The following is an 18,839-nucleotide window of genomic DNA, read 5'->3' on the forward strand; positions in this document are numbered from 1 at the left end:
CGAAGGGCCGCCGGCCCGTCTCCTCAACCTTCGCGCGGCCTGCCATATGGCGCTGGCTTCTGACGGCGGGATTGCTTATGGCGCCCGCGCTGGCCCACGCGCAATCGGTCAGCATCGACCTTGGCGCCGCCGGCCAGGCCGGCGCGACCGCGCGGATCGTCCAGCTGACCGCGCTGATCACCGTCCTGTCGCTCGCCCCCAGCCTGCTGGTGATGATGACCGCGTTCACCCGCATCGTCATCGTGCTGTCGCTGCTGCGCAACGCGCTCAGCACGCAGAGCACGCCGCCCAACATCGTGCTGATCGGCCTGGCCCTGTTCCTGTCGTTCTTCGTCATGCAGCCGGTGCTGGAGCAGTCCTGGACCGACGGCATCCAGCCGATGACACAGGGCCAGGTTTCCGAAATCGAGGGCCTGCGCCTCGCCACCGCGCCGTTCCATCAGTTTATGGTCGACAACGTCCGGGACGAGGACCTGACCTTCTTCCAGAACCTTGGCCGCCTGCCGCCCTCCGCCGACGCCGCGTCGGTCCCCTGGCGCGCCCTGGTTCCCGCTTTCATCGTCGGCGAGTTGCGCCGGGCGTTCGAGATGGGCTTTCTGCTGTTCCTGCCGTTCCTGATCATCGACATCGTCGTCGCCAGCGTGCTGATGAGCCTGGGCATGATGATGCTGCCGCCCAGCGCGGTATCGCTGCCGTTCAAGCTGATCTTCTTCGTGATGGTCGATGGCTGGCGCCTCGTCGCCGGCAGCCTGGTTCAGAGCTTTGTGACCCCTGGTTCTTGATCATCGGAGATCATACGACCACACCTATGCTTGGCTGACCGCCAGGAACAGAGGAGGACTTCGTGACCACGTCGGCCGCTGCCGCGCAACCCGTGCCGAGATCCGTCATGCCGCCGCCCGTCCGCGCCCTGGCGCATATCCCGGGCGAGAAGGGGTGGCCGCTCGTCGGCAGCACGTTCACCGCGCTTTCCGATCCGAAGCGCTTCTTCGAAGCGGCCGGGTCCCGGCACGGGAAAGTGGTGCGCGCCAGCATCCTGGGCGAAACCGGCGTGACCCTGCTCGGCCCGGAGGCGAACGAGCTCGTGCTGTTCGACCAGCAGCGGCTGTTCTCCTCGCAACTTGGCTGGGGGCGGTTCATGGACCGCGTGTTTCCGCGCGGGCTGATGATGATGGATTTCGACGAGCACCGCCTGCAGCGCCGCGTGCTGTCGGTCGCGTTCAAGGCCGGGCCGATGCGGGCCTATCTTGCCGCCCTGGATGCCGGCATCGCGGCGCGGGTGGCCGAGTGGCGGGCGGCGCCGGGGCCGATGCTGTTCTACCCGGCGATGAAGCGGCTGACGCTCGATCTGGCGGCGACCTCGTTCCTGGGCGTTGGCTTTGGCCCCGAGACCGCGGATATCACCGCGGCCTTCGTCGACATGGTCGCGGCAACGATCGCCCCGATCCGCGCGCCGCTGCCGGGGACGCAGATGCAGCGTGGCGTGCGCGGGCGGGCCCGGGTCGTCGACTGGCTCAGCCGGCAGGTGCCGATCCGGCGGGAGGCAGGGGGCGACGACCTGTTTTCGGAGTTGTGCCGCGCGCGGATGGACGACGGCACGCTGATGTCCACCCGCGCCGTGGTGGACCACATGAGCTTCATGATGCTGGCGGCCCATGACACGCTGACCTCCTCGCTCAGCGCCTTCGTCTGGCTGCTGGCGCGCAATCCGGACTGGCAGGAACGGCTGCGTGCGGAAATCGCCGGACTCGGCCTTGCGGACGGCGCGCCGCTGCCGTTCGATCGGCTGGAGGCGATGCCGCTGACCGAGATGGCGTTCAAGGAGGCGCTGCGCATCATCCCGCCGGTCCCGGCCCTGCCGCGGCGGGCGCTGCGCGACTTCACCTTCGCCGGATATGCGATCCCCGCCGGCACCTCGGTCGGGATCAACCCGCTGTTCACCCACCACATGCCGGAGATCTGGCCCGAGCCGGATCGCTTCGATCCGCAACGCTTCACCGACGTCGCGCAGGCCGGGCGGCATCGCTATGCATTCGTGCCGTTCGGTGGCGGCGCGCATATGTGCCTCGGGCTGAACTTCGCGTTCATGCAGGCGAAGTGCTTCATGCGGCACCTGCTGCGGAACGTCCGGGTCAGCGTGGCGCCGGGCCACGAGACGGAGTGGAAAATGTGGCCGATACCGCAGCCGAAGGATGGACTGCCGGTGACGCTGCAGCCAGTCCGGGACATGGCGTAGAAGAGCCCACGGCGGGATACGGTCGCCTGCCGCCGGACACTGCCATCATGAAAGGGGAACGACCCTGCCCCACCCATAGGCTCGGTTGAGCGGAGCACTGCCGGACCCGCCGTTCGGCAATGAATGGCAGCGAGCCGGCCGCGATGCAGGGGCCGGTTCATCTCCGATTATTTTGCTTGGTCGTTCCACTTGCCTGCGACTGGATAAGGCGTAGGGCACCCGGGACCGGAGCCTGACCAGCCGAGCCACCTCGGCGCGTCCTGAAAGCCGGCAACATGTCTCTTCCAGAAAGCTGCGAAAAATGCCGATCGGCATGGCGACGCTGCTGGCTGGCTTGTGTTGAAGCGGCGTAAGAAACCGCGCGAACCTGTCCGGGGAACACGGTAATTGGCCATGCAGTTACAACCGGTGGCTTTGATACAAAGACGCGAATCCACCAAGACTGGTGTTATCCTGGCGGTTGTCAGGGGATGGCGCCATTGGCGTTAAAATAGCAGTACAGCCGGCGCGATTGCACTGTCGTCATGGCGGCCGAAGGACCGCCATCCACGCCTTACGGTGCCGACATCAGCAGAAGGCGTGGATGGTGAGCCTTCGCCCACCATGACGTTGCGGAAATGGCCGTGCCCCCAACCCCCTATTTTAACGCCTATGAGGGGATGGCCCTGTCTCATGCAGCGATACGGCCCATGACTCCGAAAGCGCCCCAGAAGCAGCCTCGGCACGGCGGATACACAACCGCATACTGAACCGTCATTCAGCTTCGATTCCTCAGGCCGTGCTCAGCGCCGCGTGCCTGGAAGCCCGGGCATGCCGCGGGTGCCTTGGTCTGTTCGTGATCGAAGCGGTCAGGCAGCGGGAGAACGTAGCGCTGGTCTGGCTGCCGGCTGAAGCGCGAAAGCTGTACCGCGCCTGCATCTTTGTTACTTTGCCGGCCATAGGCCAGCCACCGGCACAAAACATTCGAGCGAAAACAACACATTATGTCCTTATATCTGATAATTCGCATATTCAGAAAATATATCTCGATACGTCCCGAACGGCCTTGATTGAATAACCTGTTTGTAATAGATGTCGCCCCGAAACGCGGATGGATCGGCCCGCTTCCGAAAGATGTTGGCCGTGGCTGCCGGCGGTTTGGTTCGCTGCAAATAATTTCGCAGGGTACCGAGCCGAATAATACGTTGATGGAGACGTCCCGATGCCTCGTATCGGCCTCGATGCACGCCGGCCTGCTGGTGCGCAGGCCCGGAATTCAGTAGCCGCTGACCTGCACATCCGCCACGGTCAGGCCCGGGCCGGAGACTCATCCTCCCAGTCCACGCCACGCCCGCGCCGCCGCGGCCAGGCGATCAACGTGCTCGCGTCCCTGATGCTAGCGGCCAGCCAGCCGGCAGCCGCCTTTGCCCAACCGGCGGCGCACGATGATGCCGCCACGAAGGTAGCGGCGGTCACGCGACCGATGAGCGTGCCGCAGGAAACCGATGGCTACGTCGGCACCCGGACTCCGCAGGACCACAAGGATTTCAAGCAGCTCCAGGGGCCGTTCACGACGCCCGAGCAGGTCACGCAGGCCTGCCTGAGCTGTCATACCCAGGCCGCCAGGCAGGTGATGTCCAACATCCACTGGACCTGGAAGGCGTGGGACCCCAAAACCAAGCGGATCGTCGGCAAGAACGAGGTCTATAATAATTTCTGTGTCAGTCCGATCAGCAACGAACAGTTCTGCACCGTCTGTCACATCGGCTACGGCAGCACCGACCCGAACACGTTCATTCCCTTCAGCCAACGCGCCGAGGACCGGGTCGATTGCCTCGCCTGCCACGACCAGACCAAGACCTATCGCAAGATTCCGTTCATCGGCGGCAACCCGGCGATGGAAAAGATCGCTGTGCGCCCGGGCTGCAACGAGGTCTATGGCACCGACAAGCCCTACGTCCTGCCTGAGGACCTGCCGCAGATCGCCAAGAGCGTCGGGCCGCCGACACGTTACACCTGCGGCCTGTGTCATTTCTACGGCGGCGGCGGCGACGGCGTGAAGCACGGCGACCTCGACAGTTCGCTCGATGAACCGTCGCACGATCTCGACGTGCACATGGACGCGAAGGGGCTGAACTTCCCCTGCCAGCAGTGCCACCAATCTGGCGACCACCGCATCAGCGGCCGTCACTACACGATCGACGCCGTCCCGGTGTCCGATGCCTTCCTGCGCGGGGCGCCGCACAACGGCAACGCCGTCACCTGCCAGTCGTGCCACAGCGAGACTCCGCATCATCGTAACGATGACATCACGGCGCTGGTCGCCGGCACGCTCAACATGCATACCCGGGACATCGCCTGCCAGACCTGCCACATCCCTGAATTCGCCCGCGGCAGTCTTCCGACCAAGCTGGACTGGAACTACGCCACCGCCGGCAAGCTGGCGCCCAATGGCTCGCCGTTGGTGATGGTCGACAAGCGCGGCTGGAATACCTATTGGGGCGTCAAGGGCAGCTTCGCCTGGGGCGTGAACGTCGTACCGGACTACCGCTGGTTCAACGGCACCGAGGACTGGTTGCACATCGGTGACAAGGCACGGCCGGACAAGAATGGCGTCGTCGCCATCAACCAGATCGAGGGCAGTGCGACCGACGGCAAGTCGCGCATCTGGCCGTTCAAGATTTCCCGCAACAACCAGCCGTACGACATGAAGACCGGGACGCTCGCGGTGTTCCACTCGTTCGGCTTCGACGACGACGCCTTCACCATGGCGTATGACTGGAAGAAGGCCATCACCGTCGGCATGAAGGCAGCCAACCTGCCCTTCTCCGGGGAGATCGGCTTTGAAAAGACCGCGATGTACTGGCCGATCACCCACATGGTGGCGCCGAAGAGCAAGGCGCTGGCCTGCCGGGACTGCCACGCGAACAACGGGCGCCTGCAGAACATCGACGGAGTCTACATACCGGGCCGGGCCACGGACCATCAGCCCTGGATCGAGCGCATCGGCCTGCTGATGGCGGCACTCGCCTGCGTCGCCGTCTTCCTGCACGGAACGATCCGCGTCGCCATGTGGCTGCGCCGCAAGTTCTGACACAGGAGGACGCCATGACCGCGCACCGGATGTATCTGTTCAAAGGCTTCGAGCGATTCTGGCACTGGGCCCAGGCGGCGCTGATCATCGCCCTGCTGGTGACGGGCTTCCAGATCCACGGCTACCTGCACTGGTTCGACTTCAGCACGGCCGTGCAGGTCCACGGCTACCTCGCCTGGGCGCTGGTGACGCTGTGGATTTTCGCGATCTTCTGGCACTTCACCACTGGCGAGTGGAAGCAGTACACGCCGACGTTCGACAAGATCGACAAGATGATCCTCTATTACATCTGGGGGATATTCTTCAAGCAGCGCTATCCGCACCACCAGTGGATCCGGCACAAGCACAATCCCCTGCAGCGGTTGGCCTATCTGTGGCTGAAGCTGATGGTTCATCCGCTGGTCTGGGTCAGCGGCGCGCTGCTGCTGCTCTACAGCTACGACTGGCTGCCGCACATGCCGCTCGGCCTGGCGGTCAACGAAGTCGCGTGGGCGCACACCGCGGCCGCCTACATGCTGCTGTTCTTCCTGATCGCGCACCTCTACCTGATCACCACCGGCAAGACCCCGCTGACCTACACCAAGGCCATGATCACCGGGTGGGAGGTCGCCCGTGACGAGGTCGAACCGGAATCCGTCGCCTCCAAGACCGGCGCGTGAGCGCCGGTCCGGGACCGCGTGACCATCAGCCTGAATGGACTGTCCGATGATTGGCACTATTTCCGGATTTCGACTGGTACCGTCCGCGGCCGTGCGGATGCTGTGCGCCGCCGCCGTCTCGGCGCCCCTGCTCGCGGCCCGGGCGGAGCCGACCGGGACACAGCAATCGACGCCGGGCCTCGCCGACACGCCGGGGACCGCGCCGTCGATCGCCGCGCCGGACCAGGCGCTGAGCGTGGAGGCGTTCAAGGTTCGGGACGGCCGCGCCCTGCTGGATTCGGCGGTTCTCCTGAAGGTGTATTACTACGCCTACGCCACCGGTCCGGTGGACTACAGCGCGATCCTGACCGAGAACACCCAGGACATCGTTCCGCCGCCGCCGGTACGGCCGACCCTTGCGCAAAAGCAGACGATTGACGCCTTGATCCGGTTGGCGAAGTCGCACCCGGATATCCTGATCGTGGCCGACGACGTCACGCTGGAAAGTTACGACAAGTCCGCGCAGTCCTATACGATGAACAATCGCCTGTTCATCGGCCATGTCGGCTACTACTTCGACAACTCGCCGTTCCATTACGTGTACCCGCAGTCCGGGTCCTTCCATAAGCTGCACTGCACCGACGCCACGGCCCTGGCCGCCATCGACTCGGCCATTGACAATTACCAGCCGTTTTCCGTGGACATCGCCGGGCATGTCACCGGAACGAGAGCCGCTGACAAGGTCGTGGCGATCGAGGTGCAGGACGTCGTGCTGAAGGACGGCGCGGGCAAGACCCTGCTGACCCAGGGCCAGCCATAGAGCTTTGGCCGGCCCGATCCGTTCCCCCTCCGTCATGGCCGGGCGTGTCCCGGCCATCCGCGCTTCGACGGGGCGGGGTAGATGGCCGGGACACGCCCGGCCATAACGATAGGGCGACGACCCATGTCCTGTTGCCCTTTAACCTGGCGCCAATGCGGCTTGTTCGGGCCACCGGTGGCGGCACATGCCTGCCGGGATGGCACGCCCCTGACGATGGCCGGCGAACCCCGCGGATCAACCACAGGTCATATCGGGTCCGCGGTAGCATACCGTAATCTTGATCGCAGTCGCCAAGCCTGCCATCCAGGCGGCTGGCAGGATCGTCGTCGCGCCGGCCTTCCAACCCGTCTGTCCCACTTGCGGCGGAGTCGCTGTGCGATCATCCGCCATGGAGCAACCGTCATGCCACCCATGGACCTGATGCAGTCTGCTCTCGCCATCGGCTGCGGCGGCCTGGTCGGGTTCTCGCTCGGGCTGATCGGCGGTGGTGGTTCGGTGCTCGCCGTGCCGCTGCTGCTCTACGTGGTTGGCGTCAGCGATCCGCACATCGCGATCGGCACCAGTGCGCTGGCGGTGGCGGTGAACGCCTTCGTCAACCTGATCTCGCATGCCCACGCCGGCAATGTCCGGTGGAGCGCCAGCTTCGTGTTCGCAGCCGGCGGCGTGCTGGGCGCGTTCATCGGCTCCACCGCCGGGAAGGCGTTCGACGGCCAGCGCCTGCTGGTGCTGTTCGCGCTGCTGATGATCGTGATCGCCGCGCTGATGCAGCGGCCACGCCGGCTCATCGTCGCCGGGCCGTTCCACCTGACCCCGGCCCTGGCCGGCCGGTTCGCGGGCAGCGGCCTTGGCACGGGCCTGCTGGCCGGCTTCTTCGGCATCGGCGGCGGCTTCCTGATCGTGCCGGCGCTGACGCTGATCTGCGGCCTGGCGACGCTGGAGGCGATCGGATCGTCGCTGGTGTCGGTGGGCGCCTTCGGCCTGACCACGGCGATCAACTACGCCGTTTCCGGCCTGATCGACTGGCCCATCGCCGGGCTGTTCCTGGCGGGCGGCGTCGCCGGCGGTGTCGGGGGCGCAGCCGTCGCCGGGCACCTGGCGCGCAACCGGCAAGCATTGAACCGCGTGTTCGGTGCGATCGTGGCGTCGGTGGCACTCTACATGCTGGCGCACAGCGCCGGCTGGATCGGCCGGTAACACCAGCTGCCTCTGGACGGACCCCTTGGGTCTGATTTTTGGGTGCCGGGCGCCTCTCCGGTCCACAGCGCAATCACGTCGCCCTGGGCGTTCCCCTGGGTTACCAGCCTGTCGCTGCCACCTGTGGCGGCGGCGACATCCGGTCAGTGGAACACATGGCGGGGATCAGTGAACCGAAAGCGGGTGCATCTCATGCTGCACGATGGCAGCGACCGCCACATCCCGGTCTTCCGCGACCGCCATCGGCGTTCCGTCGGCGGCGTGGATCGCAAAACCCGGAACGCCGTCAATGACGACGGGCTTCACATAGGCAATACGCGTCATGCCCAGCGCGGCAAGCTGCTGCTCGGACAGATGGCGGACATCAATCACCGTTGGCTCATTGACCTGCATGGCTGTGTCAGCCCGGTCGCCTGAGTTCATATTCATGGATTCGTACTCCTTTCCGACGGTCTTTACAAAGCCCCGTCGCCGTTCTTGGTTTCGCAGGCCCGCTTCGCGGCCCCTGCGTCATTCGCAATTAATCACTGTTCCGCCTTACTCTCAACAACCGTTCCACCGTCCGTCCCGTTCGGCCGCATGACGCTCCCCGCCGTGGCGCGGGAGATCGGGATGTTCTTCACCCGGACCTCGGGCTGCGGCTTTGCCAGGTCGACGTGCAGCAGGCCGTTGTCGAGCCAGGCGCCCCGCACCTCGATCCCCTCGGCCAGCACGAACGACCGCTGGAACTGCCGCGCCGCGATACCGCGGTGCAGAAAGATCCGCCCCTGGCTGTCGTCTGTCTGCCGCCCGCGGATAACCAGCTGGTTATCCTCCTGGGTAATCTGCAGGTCATCCATAGTGAACCCGGCGACGGCGAGCGTAATGCGCAACCCGGTCTGGCTGATCTGCTCGATGTTGTACGGCGGGTAGCCGTCGGACGACGTTTTGGACGCACGCTCGAGCATCTGCTCAAGATGGTCGAAGCCAAGAAACAACGGTGACGTGAACATTCGAGTGCTCAAGGCCCCCTCCTGCGAGCGAAGCAACTACCGGGACCCGTGACGGCATCCTGGTGACGCACTATCTTGGCAAGAGCGGCCGTACTTGCAAGAGGCCCCGTTTCATCGCTAGGGACATTCCATTGGCCGGTGCCGATCGGCCGCGATCACGCCGCCACATCAGCGAGACCATGAGCACAACCCTTTCCCCCCCCGCCATCACCCAGATCCCGATCCTGATCGCCCCCAACCAGGTCCTGAAGGCGCGCGCCCGCGCGGTGGAGGACCGGGACGCCGACATCGTGCGCGAGCTGATCCCGCGCATGTACGCCGCCATGTACGCCGCGCCCGGCATCGGGTTGGCCGCGCCGCAGGTCGGCCTGGGCCTGCGGCTGCTTATCATCGACCTGAAGCCGAACGACAAGCACGAGCCGCTGACGCTGATCAATCCCGAGATTGTCGCGGTCAGCGAAGATCTTGCCACCCGCGAGGAAGGCTGCCTGTCGCTGCCCAACCAGTACGCCGACGTCACCCGCCCGGCCCGCGTCAAGGTGCGCTACTTCGACGAAACCGGCGCGAAAAAGGAAATCGACGGTTCGGACCTGCTGTCCGCCTGCCTGCAGCACGAGATCGACCATCTGGAGGGCATCCTGTTCGTCGATCACCTCTCGGCGCTGAAGCGCAACATGATCATGCGCCGCCTGGCCAAGGAGCAGAGGGCGCTGCAGAAGAAGGAAAGCGCCTGGAAGTAGCGCCATGCGTCTGGCCTTCATGGGCAGCCCCGATTTCGCCGTCCCTGCCCTGCGGGCAATTCATGGCGCCGGGCATGACATCGCCGCGGTCTATTGCCAGCCCGCCCGGCCCGCTGGCCGCGGCCACGCCGTCCGGCGCTGCCCGGTGCATGTCGTGGCGGACGAGCTTGAGCTGACGGTGCGCACCCCGCCCCGCCTGCGCAAGGATCCCGAAGCCCAGGCCGCGTTCGCCGCACTCGGCCTGGACGTCGCCGTGGTCGCGGCCTACGGGCTGATCCTGCCACAGGCGATGCTGGACGCGCCCCGGCGCGGCTGCCTGAACATCCACGGCAGCCTGCTGCCGCGCTGGCGCGGCGCCGCGCCGATCCAGGCCGCGGTCCTGGCGGGGGATGGCGAAACCGGGATTACCATCATGCAGATGGACGCTGGGCTGGATACTGGCCCGATGCTGCTGTGGCAGGGTGTGCCCATTGGCCCGGAGACCACCACCGCCGGCCTGCACGACACGCTGGCCGATTTGGGCGCGAAGCTGATCCTGCAGGCGCTGGACTCGCCACCGGCGCCGGTGGCGCAGCCGGAGGACGGCGCGACCTACGCACCCAAGCTGTCCCGCGACGACTCGCCGATCGATTGGACCGCGCCCGCCGCCGTCATCGATCGGCGGATTCGGGCCTTCGACCCGTGGCCCGGCACGTCCACCGTGCTGAACGGCAACCCGTTCAAGATCCTGGCCGCCCGGCCGGCTGAGGGCACAGGCGCGCCCGGCACGGTCATCGACGACAGGCTGACCGTCGCCTGCGGCGAAGGCGCGATCCGGCTGACCCGCGTCCAGCTTCCCGGCCGCGCGGCGCTCGACACGGACGCCTTCCTACGCGGTCATCCTGTCCCGCCGGGCACTGTTCTTGGGCAGTGATGCCGATCGGCCTGGCCCCGCCAATCCCCATGACCCGATGGGCCCTGCTGCTGGAGTATGACGGCGGCCCGTTCGTCGGCTGGCAGGTCCAGGAGACCGGCCCGTCCGTCCAGGGCGTGCTGGAACAGGCCGCATCCCGCCTGGCCAATGGCGCCCCCGTCCCCAGCATCGTCGCCGGCCGCACCGACGCCGGCGTGCACGCCGAGGGCCAGGTGGCCCACATCGACCTGCCCGACGGCTTCCAGGCCCGCGCGGTCCGCGACGCCCTGAACTTCCACATGAAGCCGCATCCGGTGGTCGTGCTGCAGGCCGCCACCGTGCCGGACGACTGGAGCGCCCGGTTCTCGGCCAACCGGCGCACCTATCGCTACCGCATCCTCAACCGCCGCGCCCGCCCGGCGCTGCTGGCGGGGCGCGTCTGGCACGTCCCGGTCCCGCTCGACGCCGCCGCGATGCACGACGGGGCGCAGCGCCTGCTCGGGCGCCACGACTTTTCCTCGTTCCGCGCCGCCGCCTGCCAGGCGAAGTCGCCGATGCGCACGCTGGACCGCCTGGACGTCTCCCGCGACGGCGACATCGTCGAGATCGTCACCGAGGCGCGCAGCTTCCTGCACCACCAGGTGCGCAACTTCGCCGGCACCCTGAAGCTTGTCGGCGAGGGACGCTGGACCGCCGACCGCGTCGCCGCCGCCCTGGCCGCCCGCAACCGCGCCGCCGCCGGCCCGACCGCGCCGCCGGAAGGCCTGACGCTGACGCGGGTCGGCTATCCGGACGACCCGTTCAGGAACTGAGCGACAGCGCCAGCGACGCCAGCAGGATGCCGATCGACTGGTCGAGCACCACCAGCGCCGTGGCAAGCAGCGGCGTGACGCCCAGCGCCAGCCGCGTGGCATACCACTCCAGCCACAGCGCCCAGCCGATGGTCACCAGTTCGCACACCTGATCGACGATCGGCGGCACCCCAAGCAGGCCGGGGATGCCGCCAATGACGACCATGATGCCCTCGATGACGTTGCACCAGTTCCACAGGGCGATGAACCGCCCCCAGCGGCCCGTCCGCTGCAGCGCCGGCGCCAGGCGGTGGGTGATCTCGACGAAGACCAGCCAGCCGAGCACGAAAACCATCACTTCCCGCCCAAGTTCGTGGGCGACATTGGACGGGACGCCGCTGTCCGCCCAGGACATCACCACGCGGGCGATGACCGCCGGCAGGCTCAACGGGATCGACCAGAAGCTGCGGATGACGGTGGCGCGGTCACCCGGCACCAGCACGACTCCGTCGGCGCGCCCCCGCGCCAGCCGCAGCGCGGCGAATAGCCCGGAGGTGACGGAGGCGACGGCCCCGGTCACAGCAGCCTGGCCACCACGTGTGGCCCCATCAAGGTGACGCCCGTCGCGAGATTCACCAGGATCACCAGCGTGACCGCCCGCAGGGCCGACAACCCCAGCGCGTTCCGGGCCAGGAACCAGTGCAGCCAGAGCCCGTAGCCCGCCAGGATGCCGGCCAGCATGAGGCTTGCCGTCGCCTCGTCCATGCCGGCGGCAACGGCCAGGCTCAGCGGCAGCATGGCCACGCCGGCCACCACCGGCAGGATCCATTCGCACCAGTTGAACGCCGTGGCGAAACGCAGCCAGTTATTCTGGCGCTTCCACAGGCGCGCCAGCTCGAACGACAGGACAGCCGGCATCAGCACGGCGCACAGTGCAACCGCCAGGCTGGTCAGGGCGACGATCGGCCCGTCTGAGGACAACGTCAGCAGGGCCCCGGCGAGCGGGAATGCCAACAGCGGCGCGAGGCTGGACAGGAACGCCTGCGGACTGGCACCGAAGCAGGCGATGCCGTCGGCGCGGCCGCGGGCGATCCGCAGGATGCCGGCCAGGATGCTCGGCCGGGGCGCGGCGCGCTGGTTCATGCCAGGAACGCCGCGATGATGTCGCGATAGATGCGCGCGAGGTCGCGCAACTCGGCGACCGGCACACGCTCGTCGGCCTGGTGCATCGTCGCGCCGACCAGGCCGAACTCCGCGACGGGGCAGTAGTTGGCGATGAACCGGGCATCGGAGGTGCCGCCGCCGGTGTCCAGCTTCGGGTCGATCCCGGTAGCGCCCTGGATCGCCCTGCGCAGGATCTCGACCTGCGGACCGGGCTTCGTGACGAAGGACTCGCCGCTGATTGAGACATCCAGGTCGAACCGCTCGGCATAGCGCGCCAGCGTCGCCCGCACCCAGGCGGTGAGCGAGGCGCCGCTGTGCGCGTCGTTGAAGCGGATGTTCAGCGCCGCCCGCGCCGCCGCCGGGATCACGTTGGTCGCGGCGTTGCCGACGTCGATGCTGGTGACCTGCAGGGTCGAGGGCTCGAACCAGTCGGTGCCGGCATCCACCGGCGCGGCGGTCAAAGCGGCCAGGGCGCTGACCAGCCGGTGCACCGGGTTGTCGGCCCGGTGCGGATAGGCGACGTGGCCCTGCGTGCCGTGCACGGTGACCGTCATGTTGACGCTGCCGCGGCGGCCGATCTTGACCATGTCGCCCAGCCTGACCGGACAGGTCGGCTCGCCGACGAGGCAGAAGTCAGGGACCTGGCTGTGCGCCTGCATCCATTCCAGCACCTTGACGGTGCCGTCCACCGCGGGCCCTTCCTCGTCGCCGGTGATCAGGAAGCTGATCGAGCCCCTGGGTTGCCCCTGCGTCCCATGCTGCGCCACGGCGGCGACGAAAGCGGCGATCGCGCCCTTCATGTCGCAGGCGCCGCGGCCATACAGCACGCCATCGCGCACCTCGCCGCCGAACGGGTCGCTGTGCCAGTTCGCCGCCCCCACCGGCACCACGTCGGTATGGCCAGCGAAGCAGACATGCGGCCCGTCGGTGCCCATGCGCGCGAACAGGTTCTCGATCTCCCCGAACCGCAGCCGGTGGATGGTGAAGCCGAGCCGTTCCAGCATGCCCGCCAGGGCATCCTGCGCGCCGGCATCCGCAGGGGTGACCGAGGCGCAGCGGATCAGCGCCTGCGCCAGCGGCAAGGGGTCGCTCAGGTCGGTCAATCGCGCAGCAGTTCGTTGATGGAGGTCTTCGACCGGGTCTGCGCATCCACCGTCTTGACGATCACCGCGCAGTAGAGCGACGGCCCCGGCGACCCGTCCGGCAACGGCTTGCCCGGCAGCGAGCCGGGGACGATCACCGAATAAGCCGGCACCCGGCCCATGTGCACCTGCCCCGTCGCACGGTTGATGATCTTGGTCGAGGCGCCGATGAACACGCCCATCGACAGCACACTGCCCTGCTCGACGATCACGCCCTCCGCGACCTCGGACCGGGCACCGACGAAGCAGTCATCCTCGATGATCACCGGGTTGGCCTGCAGCGGCTCCAGCACGCCGCCGATGCCGACTCCGCCCGACAGGTGGCAGTTGGCGCCGATTTGCGCGCAGGAGCCGACAGTGGCCCAGGTGTCGACCATGGTGTTGCGGCCGACCCGGGCGCCGACGTTGACGAAGCTGGGCATCAGCACGGCGCCCGGCGCGATGTAGGCCGAACGGCGGACCACGGCGCCCGGAACGGCGCGGAAGCCGGCCTCCTTGAACCGGTTCTCGTCCCAGCCGGCAAACTTCACCGGCACCTTGTCCCACACCGGCGCGCCGCCGGGGCCTTGCATGGCTGTCGAGTCGTTCAGGCGGAACGACAGCAGCACCGCCTTCTTCAGCCACTGGTTGACCTGCCAGTCGCGGCCCACCTTCTCGGCAACCCGGACGTCGCCGCGGTCGAGCGCCTCCAGCGCGGCCTCGACCGCTTCGCGGGCGGCGCCTTTCGTCGATGACGACAGCGTCTCCCGCTGTTCCCAAAGATCCTCAATCGGCTGTTGCAGGCTATGCTGAGTCATCCGCGACCGTTTCCTGGTTGAAGCGGCCGGACGATGCGCAGCGTCCCCTCTCCTGTCAACGCGCCATTGCGGTCACCGTCAGCGGTAATACCCGTAGGCCGGCGCGCCGTAGTAGCCATAGGCTGGCGGCGGGCCGTAGTAGCCGTAGTAGGGATGGTGTTCCCGCCACTCATGCTCACGCCATTCGTGTTCCCGCCATTGGTGTTCCCGCCACTCATGGCCCTGCCATTCGCGACGGCCCCAGTCATCGTAGGCGAAAGCCGGCGCGGCGGCGCCCAGGGCGAACACGGCGGCCAGCGTAGCCAAGGTCAAAGTGCGAAAGCGCATGATTGCCTCCTTCCCTGGATGGCACCTTGGCCGACAGAGATGGCGGCTATTGGGCAGGTTTAAGGCTTTTTCTTCACGACCCGCGCGCGACCGTGTAACATCGCGCCATGACTCCAGGAGCGTTAGATGTCACTTGGCCGTGAGTTGAAACGACGCGCCCGGCTGATGCTGGCGCCGTCGATATTTCTGGCGATCACCCTGTATTTCGGCTGGAACGCAACCCAGGGCGACCGCGGCCTCGTGGCCCGCCGCCAGCAGGAGGAACTGCTGCGCCAGGTCATTGTCGACCGGGATGCCGCCAAGGCCGAGCGCGACGCCTGGGAGATACGGGTGTCCGGCCTGCGGGCGAGCCACCTGGACCCCGATACGCTGGATGAGCGCGCCCGCGCGATGGACAATCTGGCTGACCCCACCGAGGTGATCATCAAGCTCAGCCCGCAGGACAAGATGTTCTGACCGCGGGTTGCGGCGTGATGGAGTAAACGCCATCGGCGCTGGCATAAGATAGAGGTCAGGATGGTGCCTCCCCGTCATGGTCGGGCGTGTCGGGATAACCGAAGTGGCGGCGCCAGGTCGTCTCCCTATCGTCATCGTTGGGCGTGTCCCGGCCATCTGCGTTTCAACGGTGCAGGGTGGATGGCCGGGACACGCCCGGCCATGACGAGAGGCCGTTAACGGTTCATCATCACCGGCAGCTTGGCATGCTCCAGCACATGGCGGGTAACCCCGCCCAGGATCAGCTGCCGCAGCCGCGAGTGCGAATAGGCCCCCATCGACATCAGGTCGCAGCCAAAATCCGTCGCCGCGGCCAGCAGCCCGGCACCGACCGAGCCGCCGATGGAGCGGAACGAAATCGGGTGCGCATGCACGCCATGCAGCGCCAGGTAGGACATCAGCTCCGGCGCTCCCGGGCCGCGCCGCTGGTAGCCCTCGGCCGACAAGATCGCCACCGCCTCGGCCCGCTGCATCCAGGGCAGCGCCGCCTGCACCGAGGACGCCGACTCGGCGGTGCCGTTCCAGGCGATGCCGACGCGGGTGCCGATGCGTGGCTGCTCGATCTGCGGCGAGATCAGCACCGGGCGGCCGGAATCGAACAGCACGGCGTGCAGGGCATCGGACGAGGACGCCTCATCGCCGCTGTCGGGATGCGGCACGACCGTCAGGTCCGCCAGCCGCGCCTGCTGCGCCACGATGTCTTCCTCCCGCCCGGTCACGGCGGCGAAGCTGGCCGAGGCGTAGTCGGCGCCGGGATGCGCTTCCTGCACCACGACGTTGTGCTTGGCGACGAAACGCTCGAACATCGCGCGGACGGCATGGGCCCGCTCGTTGCTCTCCTTTTCCGTAGCCGACATCATTTCCTCGATCATCGCACCGGACAGGCCCTCGCCGGCGAGCGGCGCGACGTCGCGGCTGTCGACGCGAACGTGCAAAGCCGTCACGTGAGCGTTCCAGGCGCGTGCGATCGTCAGGGCGGTCGCCAGTGCGGCCTCGCCAGCCGCGGTCCCCGTCAGGGGAAGCAGAAGCTTGCGTATTGCCATGGTCAGCTCCATCAAAGCGGTTTGCGCTTAGAGCAATGCAGGTTTGCGTTTTGTCTGCAAGAGGTATCGCCGGTGTGGTCTTGGCCGTGTGGCGTCAGGGAAACAGCTTCGATTGTTCCCAGGTTCCGTCGGCGGCGCGGCGATAGACCGTCCGGTCGTGCAGACGATACGGCATGTCCTGCCAGAACTCGAATAACACCGGGATGACCCGGTAGCCGGACCAGTACCCTGGCCGGGGGATGTCCTCATCCGGGTAGCGCTGTTCGGCCTCGACCAGGCGTTCTTCCAGCACCGACCGCGCCGGCAGCGGGCGTGATTGTTGCGACGCCCAGGCGCCGAGGCGGGAGATACGGGGCCGACTCGCGTAGTAGGCATCGGCCTCGGCATCGGTGACGTGCTCGACCGTGCCCTCAATGCGGATCTGCCGGCCGAGCGACTTCCAGTAGAACAGCAGGAAGACATTGGCGTTGGCGGCGAGTTCGTCGGCCTTGCGGCTCTCCTTGTTGGTATAGAAGACGAAGCCGCGGTCATCGACGCCCTTCAGCAGGATCGCGCGGGCCGACGGCCGCCCGTCTGGCGTCGCGGTGGCGACGATCATGGCGTTCGGGTCCTTCGGCTCGGCCTTCTCCGCCTCCGCCATCCAGGCCTGGAACTGATCGAAGGGGAGGGCTGCGAGAGTCGGTCCTGCCGGCATGGGAGGCAATCCTTCAGGTCAAAGCGTTCACCGGGGTGATAACAGCAGGTTGCGGCGGTAGGGCAAGCGGATATCGGGGGTCAGGCTGTCGTGTGCCGCGTCCCCCTTGCAACTTGCCCCCCTTGCAACTTGCCCCCCTTGCAACTTGCCGGCCCTCGGGTGATCACCACAGTCAGAAAACGCCGAACCGGGAGAACGCCATGCAAGACACGCTGCGCCCTGACCCGCATGCCGAGATCAAGGAGGAGGTGCGCAAGCTGTGCGCCAAATTCCCCGGCGAGTACTGGCGGCGGCTGGACCAGGAGCGCGGCTACCCGACCGAGTTCGTGCAGGCGCTGACCGAGGCCGGCTACCTCGCCGCGCTGATCCCCGAGGAATACGGCGGCGCCGGCCTGAAGCTGTCCGCCGCGGCGGCGATCCTGGAGACGGTGCAGGCCGAGGGCTGCAACGGCGCCGCCTGCCATGCGCAGATGTACATCATGGGCACGATCCTGCGGCACGGCTCGGCGCAGCAGAAGAAGACCTACCTGCCGAAAATCGCCACCGGCGAGCTGCGGTTGCAGGCGTTCGGCGTGACCGAGCCGACCAGCGGGACGGATACGACGTCGCTGCGCACCTTCGCGCGGAAGGAGGGGGACCACTACATTGTCAACGGCCAGAAGGTGTGGACCAGCCGGGCCGAGCACTCCGACCTGATGCTGCTGCTCGCGCGCACCACGCCGCGTGAGCAGGCGAAGACGCGGACCGAGGGGCTGTCCACGTTCATCGTCGACATGCGGCAGGTGCTGGGCAAGGGCCTGACGATCCGGCCGATCCGCACGATGATGAACCACAACTCGACCGAGGTGTTCTTCGACAACATGCAGATCCCCGCCGACTCGCTGGTCGGCGTCGAGGGCCGTGGCTTCCGCTACATCCTGGACGGCATGAACGCCGAGCGGCTGCTGATCGCGGCCGAGTGCATCGGCGACGCCAAGTGGTTCCTGCGCAAGGCCAGCGACTACGCGCGTGACCGCCACGTCTTCGGCCGGCCCATCGGCCAGAACCAGGGGATTCAGTTCCCGCTTGCCCGCGCCTATGCGCAGATGCGGGCGGCGGAGCTGATGGTGCAGGCCGGGTGCGAGAAGTTCGAGGCGGGCGAAACCCCCGGTGAGGAAGCCAACATGGCGAAGATGCTGGCGGCCGAGGCATCCTGGGCGGCGGGCGAGGCCTGCATCCAGACGCATGGCGGGTTCGGGTTCGCCGAGGAGTACGACATTGAGCGGAAGTTCCGCGAGACTCGGCTGTACCAGGTGGCGCCGATCAGCACGAACCTGATCCTGTCGTATATCGCCGAGCACGTGCTGGGGCTGCCGCGGAGCTACTGAGGCGGGCAGTGACGATGGGTTCGTTCCAGGCCGTCTATACCCGGTTGGGAATATCGGCGGCATCGTAGAAAACGCCGACAATCACCGGCGTATCCGTCGTGCTGTAGGCAATCCAGTAGCGCCCGGACTTGATCCAGGCGCGTCCCCGGGATGCAAGCGCAGGATAGGGACGCGGCGCGGCCAGCCCGGCGGCCGGGTTGGCGACAATTCTTTTCCAGGCCGCTTCGAGCGCATCGCTCAAGCCGCGGATCGCAGCGGGACGGTCACGCTCTTCGTAATACTGGCGGAGGTCACTGACCTGTTGCCGGGCCTCTGGCGTAAAGGCAATCAGCGAGGCGGCGGTCCTGCGCGGCGGCGACTGTCGGAGCGTTTGGCCTCGAGCCGGGCAAGGCTCTCACGCAGTTCGTGCATGACATCCTCACCGGACACGATCT

The 18,839-nt window shown here is 67.0% G+C and carries 21 protein-coding genes; 11 read left to right on the top strand and 10 right to left on the bottom strand.

Features of this window, described 5'->3' with window-relative positions:
- Window positions 1-77: 77 nt before the first annotated feature.
- The 6 genes from fliP to CCS01_RS11485 all read left to right on the top strand — a co-directional run bounded on the left by fliP (window position 78) and on the right by CCS01_RS11485 (window position 7,961).
- A complete protein-coding gene (fliP, locus tag CCS01_RS11460; RefSeq protein WP_104518996.1) occupies window positions 78-782 on the top strand; it encodes a flagellar type III secretion system pore protein FliP in 705 nt (234 codons plus the stop codon).
- 62 nt (window positions 783-844) lie between these two features.
- Complete coding sequence (locus tag CCS01_RS11465; RefSeq protein ID WP_204848229.1) at window positions 845-2,236, top strand: cytochrome P450; 1,392 nt, start codon at window positions 845-847, stop codon at window positions 2,234-2,236.
- A 1,357-nt stretch (window positions 2,237-3,593) separates the two neighbouring features.
- Window positions 3,594-5,309 carry a tetrathionate reductase family octaheme c-type cytochrome gene (locus tag CCS01_RS11470; RefSeq protein ID WP_204848230.1) on the top strand — a complete coding sequence of 572 codons (1,716 nt, stop codon included), beginning with the start codon at window positions 3,594-3,596 and terminating at the stop codon, window positions 5,307-5,309.
- Window positions 5,310-5,323: 14 nt separating this feature from the next.
- Window positions 5,324-5,968, top strand: coding sequence for a cytochrome b/b6 domain-containing protein (locus CCS01_RS11475; protein ID WP_104518959.1), 645 nt, complete (start codon window positions 5,324-5,326; stop codon window positions 5,966-5,968).
- A 46-nt stretch (window positions 5,969-6,014) separates the two neighbouring features.
- Window positions 6,015-6,767, top strand: coding sequence for a hypothetical protein (locus CCS01_RS11480; RefSeq protein WP_146101702.1), 753 nt, complete (start codon window positions 6,015-6,017; stop codon window positions 6,765-6,767).
- Between the two features lie 402 nt (window positions 6,768-7,169).
- Entirely contained in the window at window positions 7,170-7,961 is a 792-nt protein-coding gene (locus CCS01_RS11485; protein ID WP_104518961.1) for a sulfite exporter TauE/SafE family protein, read from the top strand.
- Between the two features lie 165 nt (window positions 7,962-8,126).
- On the opposite strand, the gene CCS01_RS11490 is transcribed toward CCS01_RS11485, so the two are convergent.
- Window positions 8,127-8,354 (bottom strand): DUF1150 family protein, encoded by a 228-nt coding sequence (locus CCS01_RS11490; protein ID WP_104518962.1) that lies wholly within the window; start codon window positions 8,352-8,354, stop codon window positions 8,127-8,129.
- Window positions 8,355-8,485: 131 nt separating this feature from the next.
- Window positions 8,486-8,965: an Hsp20 family protein gene (locus CCS01_RS11495; RefSeq protein WP_104518997.1), complete on the bottom strand. Its 480-nt coding sequence runs from the start codon at window positions 8,963-8,965 to the stop codon at window positions 8,486-8,488.
- 167 nt (window positions 8,966-9,132) lie between these two features.
- Here CCS01_RS11495 and def point away from each other — a divergent pair, with 167 nt between their 5' ends.
- The 3 genes from def to truA are packed head-to-tail and all read left to right on the top strand — an operon-like array spanning window position 9,133 to window position 11,397.
- Window positions 9,133-9,693, top strand: a complete 561-nt coding sequence (def, locus tag CCS01_RS11500; protein WP_104518998.1) for a peptide deformylase — start codon at window positions 9,133-9,135, stop codon at window positions 9,691-9,693.
- A gap of 4 nt (window positions 9,694-9,697) precedes the next feature.
- Window positions 9,698-10,606 carry a methionyl-tRNA formyltransferase gene (gene fmt, locus CCS01_RS11505; protein ID WP_104518963.1) on the top strand — a complete coding sequence of 303 codons (909 nt, stop codon included), beginning with the start codon at window positions 9,698-9,700 and terminating at the stop codon, window positions 10,604-10,606.
- Between the two features lie 29 nt (window positions 10,607-10,635).
- Window positions 10,636-11,397: a tRNA pseudouridine(38-40) synthase TruA gene (gene truA, locus CCS01_RS11510; protein WP_104518999.1), complete on the top strand. Its 762-nt coding sequence runs from the start codon at window positions 10,636-10,638 to the stop codon at window positions 11,395-11,397.
- Here truA and CCS01_RS11515 read toward each other — a convergent pair.
- The 5 genes from CCS01_RS11515 to CCS01_RS11535 all read right to left on the bottom strand — a co-directional run bounded on the left by CCS01_RS11515 (window position 11,387) and on the right by CCS01_RS11535 (window position 14,806).
- Window positions 11,387-11,956 (bottom strand): hypothetical protein, encoded by a 570-nt coding sequence (locus tag CCS01_RS11515; RefSeq protein ID WP_104518964.1) that lies wholly within the window; start codon window positions 11,954-11,956, stop codon window positions 11,387-11,389. The genes truA and CCS01_RS11515 overlap by 11 nt on opposite strands.
- The gene (locus tag CCS01_RS11520; protein WP_104518965.1) at window positions 11,953-12,519 is read right to left on the bottom strand and encodes a hypothetical protein; all 567 of its coding nucleotides are present in this window, start codon (window positions 12,517-12,519) and stop codon (window positions 11,953-11,955) included. The genes CCS01_RS11515 and CCS01_RS11520 overlap by 4 nt, the downstream gene beginning before the upstream one ends.
- The gene (dapE, locus tag CCS01_RS11525) at window positions 12,516-13,643 is read right to left on the bottom strand and encodes a succinyl-diaminopimelate desuccinylase (protein WP_104518966.1); all 1,128 of its coding nucleotides are present in this window, start codon (window positions 13,641-13,643) and stop codon (window positions 12,516-12,518) included. The genes CCS01_RS11520 and dapE overlap by 4 nt, the downstream gene beginning before the upstream one ends.
- Window positions 13,640-14,479: a 2,3,4,5-tetrahydropyridine-2,6-dicarboxylate N-succinyltransferase gene (gene dapD / locus CCS01_RS11530; protein ID WP_104518967.1), complete on the bottom strand. Its 840-nt coding sequence runs from the start codon at window positions 14,477-14,479 to the stop codon at window positions 13,640-13,642. The genes dapE and dapD overlap by 4 nt, the downstream gene beginning before the upstream one ends.
- 78 nt (window positions 14,480-14,557) lie before the next feature.
- On the bottom strand, window positions 14,558-14,806 hold the full coding sequence (locus tag CCS01_RS11535; RefSeq protein ID WP_104518968.1) for a hypothetical protein: 249 nt from the start codon (window positions 14,804-14,806) through the stop codon (window positions 14,558-14,560).
- A 126-nt stretch (window positions 14,807-14,932) separates the two neighbouring features.
- On the opposite strand from CCS01_RS11535, the gene CCS01_RS11540 reads away from it, so the two are divergent.
- Window positions 14,933-15,262 (top strand): FtsB family cell division protein, encoded by a 330-nt coding sequence (locus CCS01_RS11540; protein WP_104518969.1) that lies wholly within the window; start codon window positions 14,933-14,935, stop codon window positions 15,260-15,262.
- Window positions 15,263-15,477: 215 nt separating this feature from the next.
- On the opposite strand, the gene CCS01_RS11545 is transcribed toward CCS01_RS11540, so the two are convergent.
- Both CCS01_RS11545 and pdxH read right to left on the bottom strand, forming a co-directional pair.
- Window positions 15,478-16,344: a universal stress protein gene (locus CCS01_RS11545; RefSeq protein WP_104519000.1), complete on the bottom strand. Its 867-nt coding sequence runs from the start codon at window positions 16,342-16,344 to the stop codon at window positions 15,478-15,480.
- 94 nt (window positions 16,345-16,438) lie between these two features.
- Complete coding sequence (gene pdxH, locus CCS01_RS11550) at window positions 16,439-17,038, bottom strand: pyridoxamine 5'-phosphate oxidase (protein WP_104518970.1); 600 nt, start codon at window positions 17,036-17,038, stop codon at window positions 16,439-16,441.
- Between the two features lie 200 nt (window positions 17,039-17,238).
- Here pdxH and CCS01_RS11555 point away from each other — a divergent pair, with 200 nt between their 5' ends.
- On the top strand, window positions 17,239-18,405 hold the full coding sequence (locus CCS01_RS11555) for an acyl-CoA dehydrogenase family protein (protein ID WP_104518971.1): 1,167 nt from the start codon (window positions 17,239-17,241) through the stop codon (window positions 18,403-18,405).
- 34 nt (window positions 18,406-18,439) lie between these two features.
- Here CCS01_RS11555 and CCS01_RS11560 read toward each other — a convergent pair whose 3' ends face one another.
- The gene (locus CCS01_RS11560; RefSeq protein WP_104518972.1) at window positions 18,440-18,736 is read right to left on the bottom strand and encodes a type II toxin-antitoxin system RelE/ParE family toxin; all 297 of its coding nucleotides are present in this window, start codon (window positions 18,734-18,736) and stop codon (window positions 18,440-18,442) included.
- Between the last annotated feature and the right edge of the window lie 103 nt (window positions 18,737-18,839).

It is taken from the genome of Rhodopila globiformis, assembly GCF_002937115.1.
In the GTDB taxonomy this organism is placed as follows: domain Bacteria; phylum Pseudomonadota; class Alphaproteobacteria; order Acetobacterales; family Acetobacteraceae; genus Rhodopila; species Rhodopila globiformis.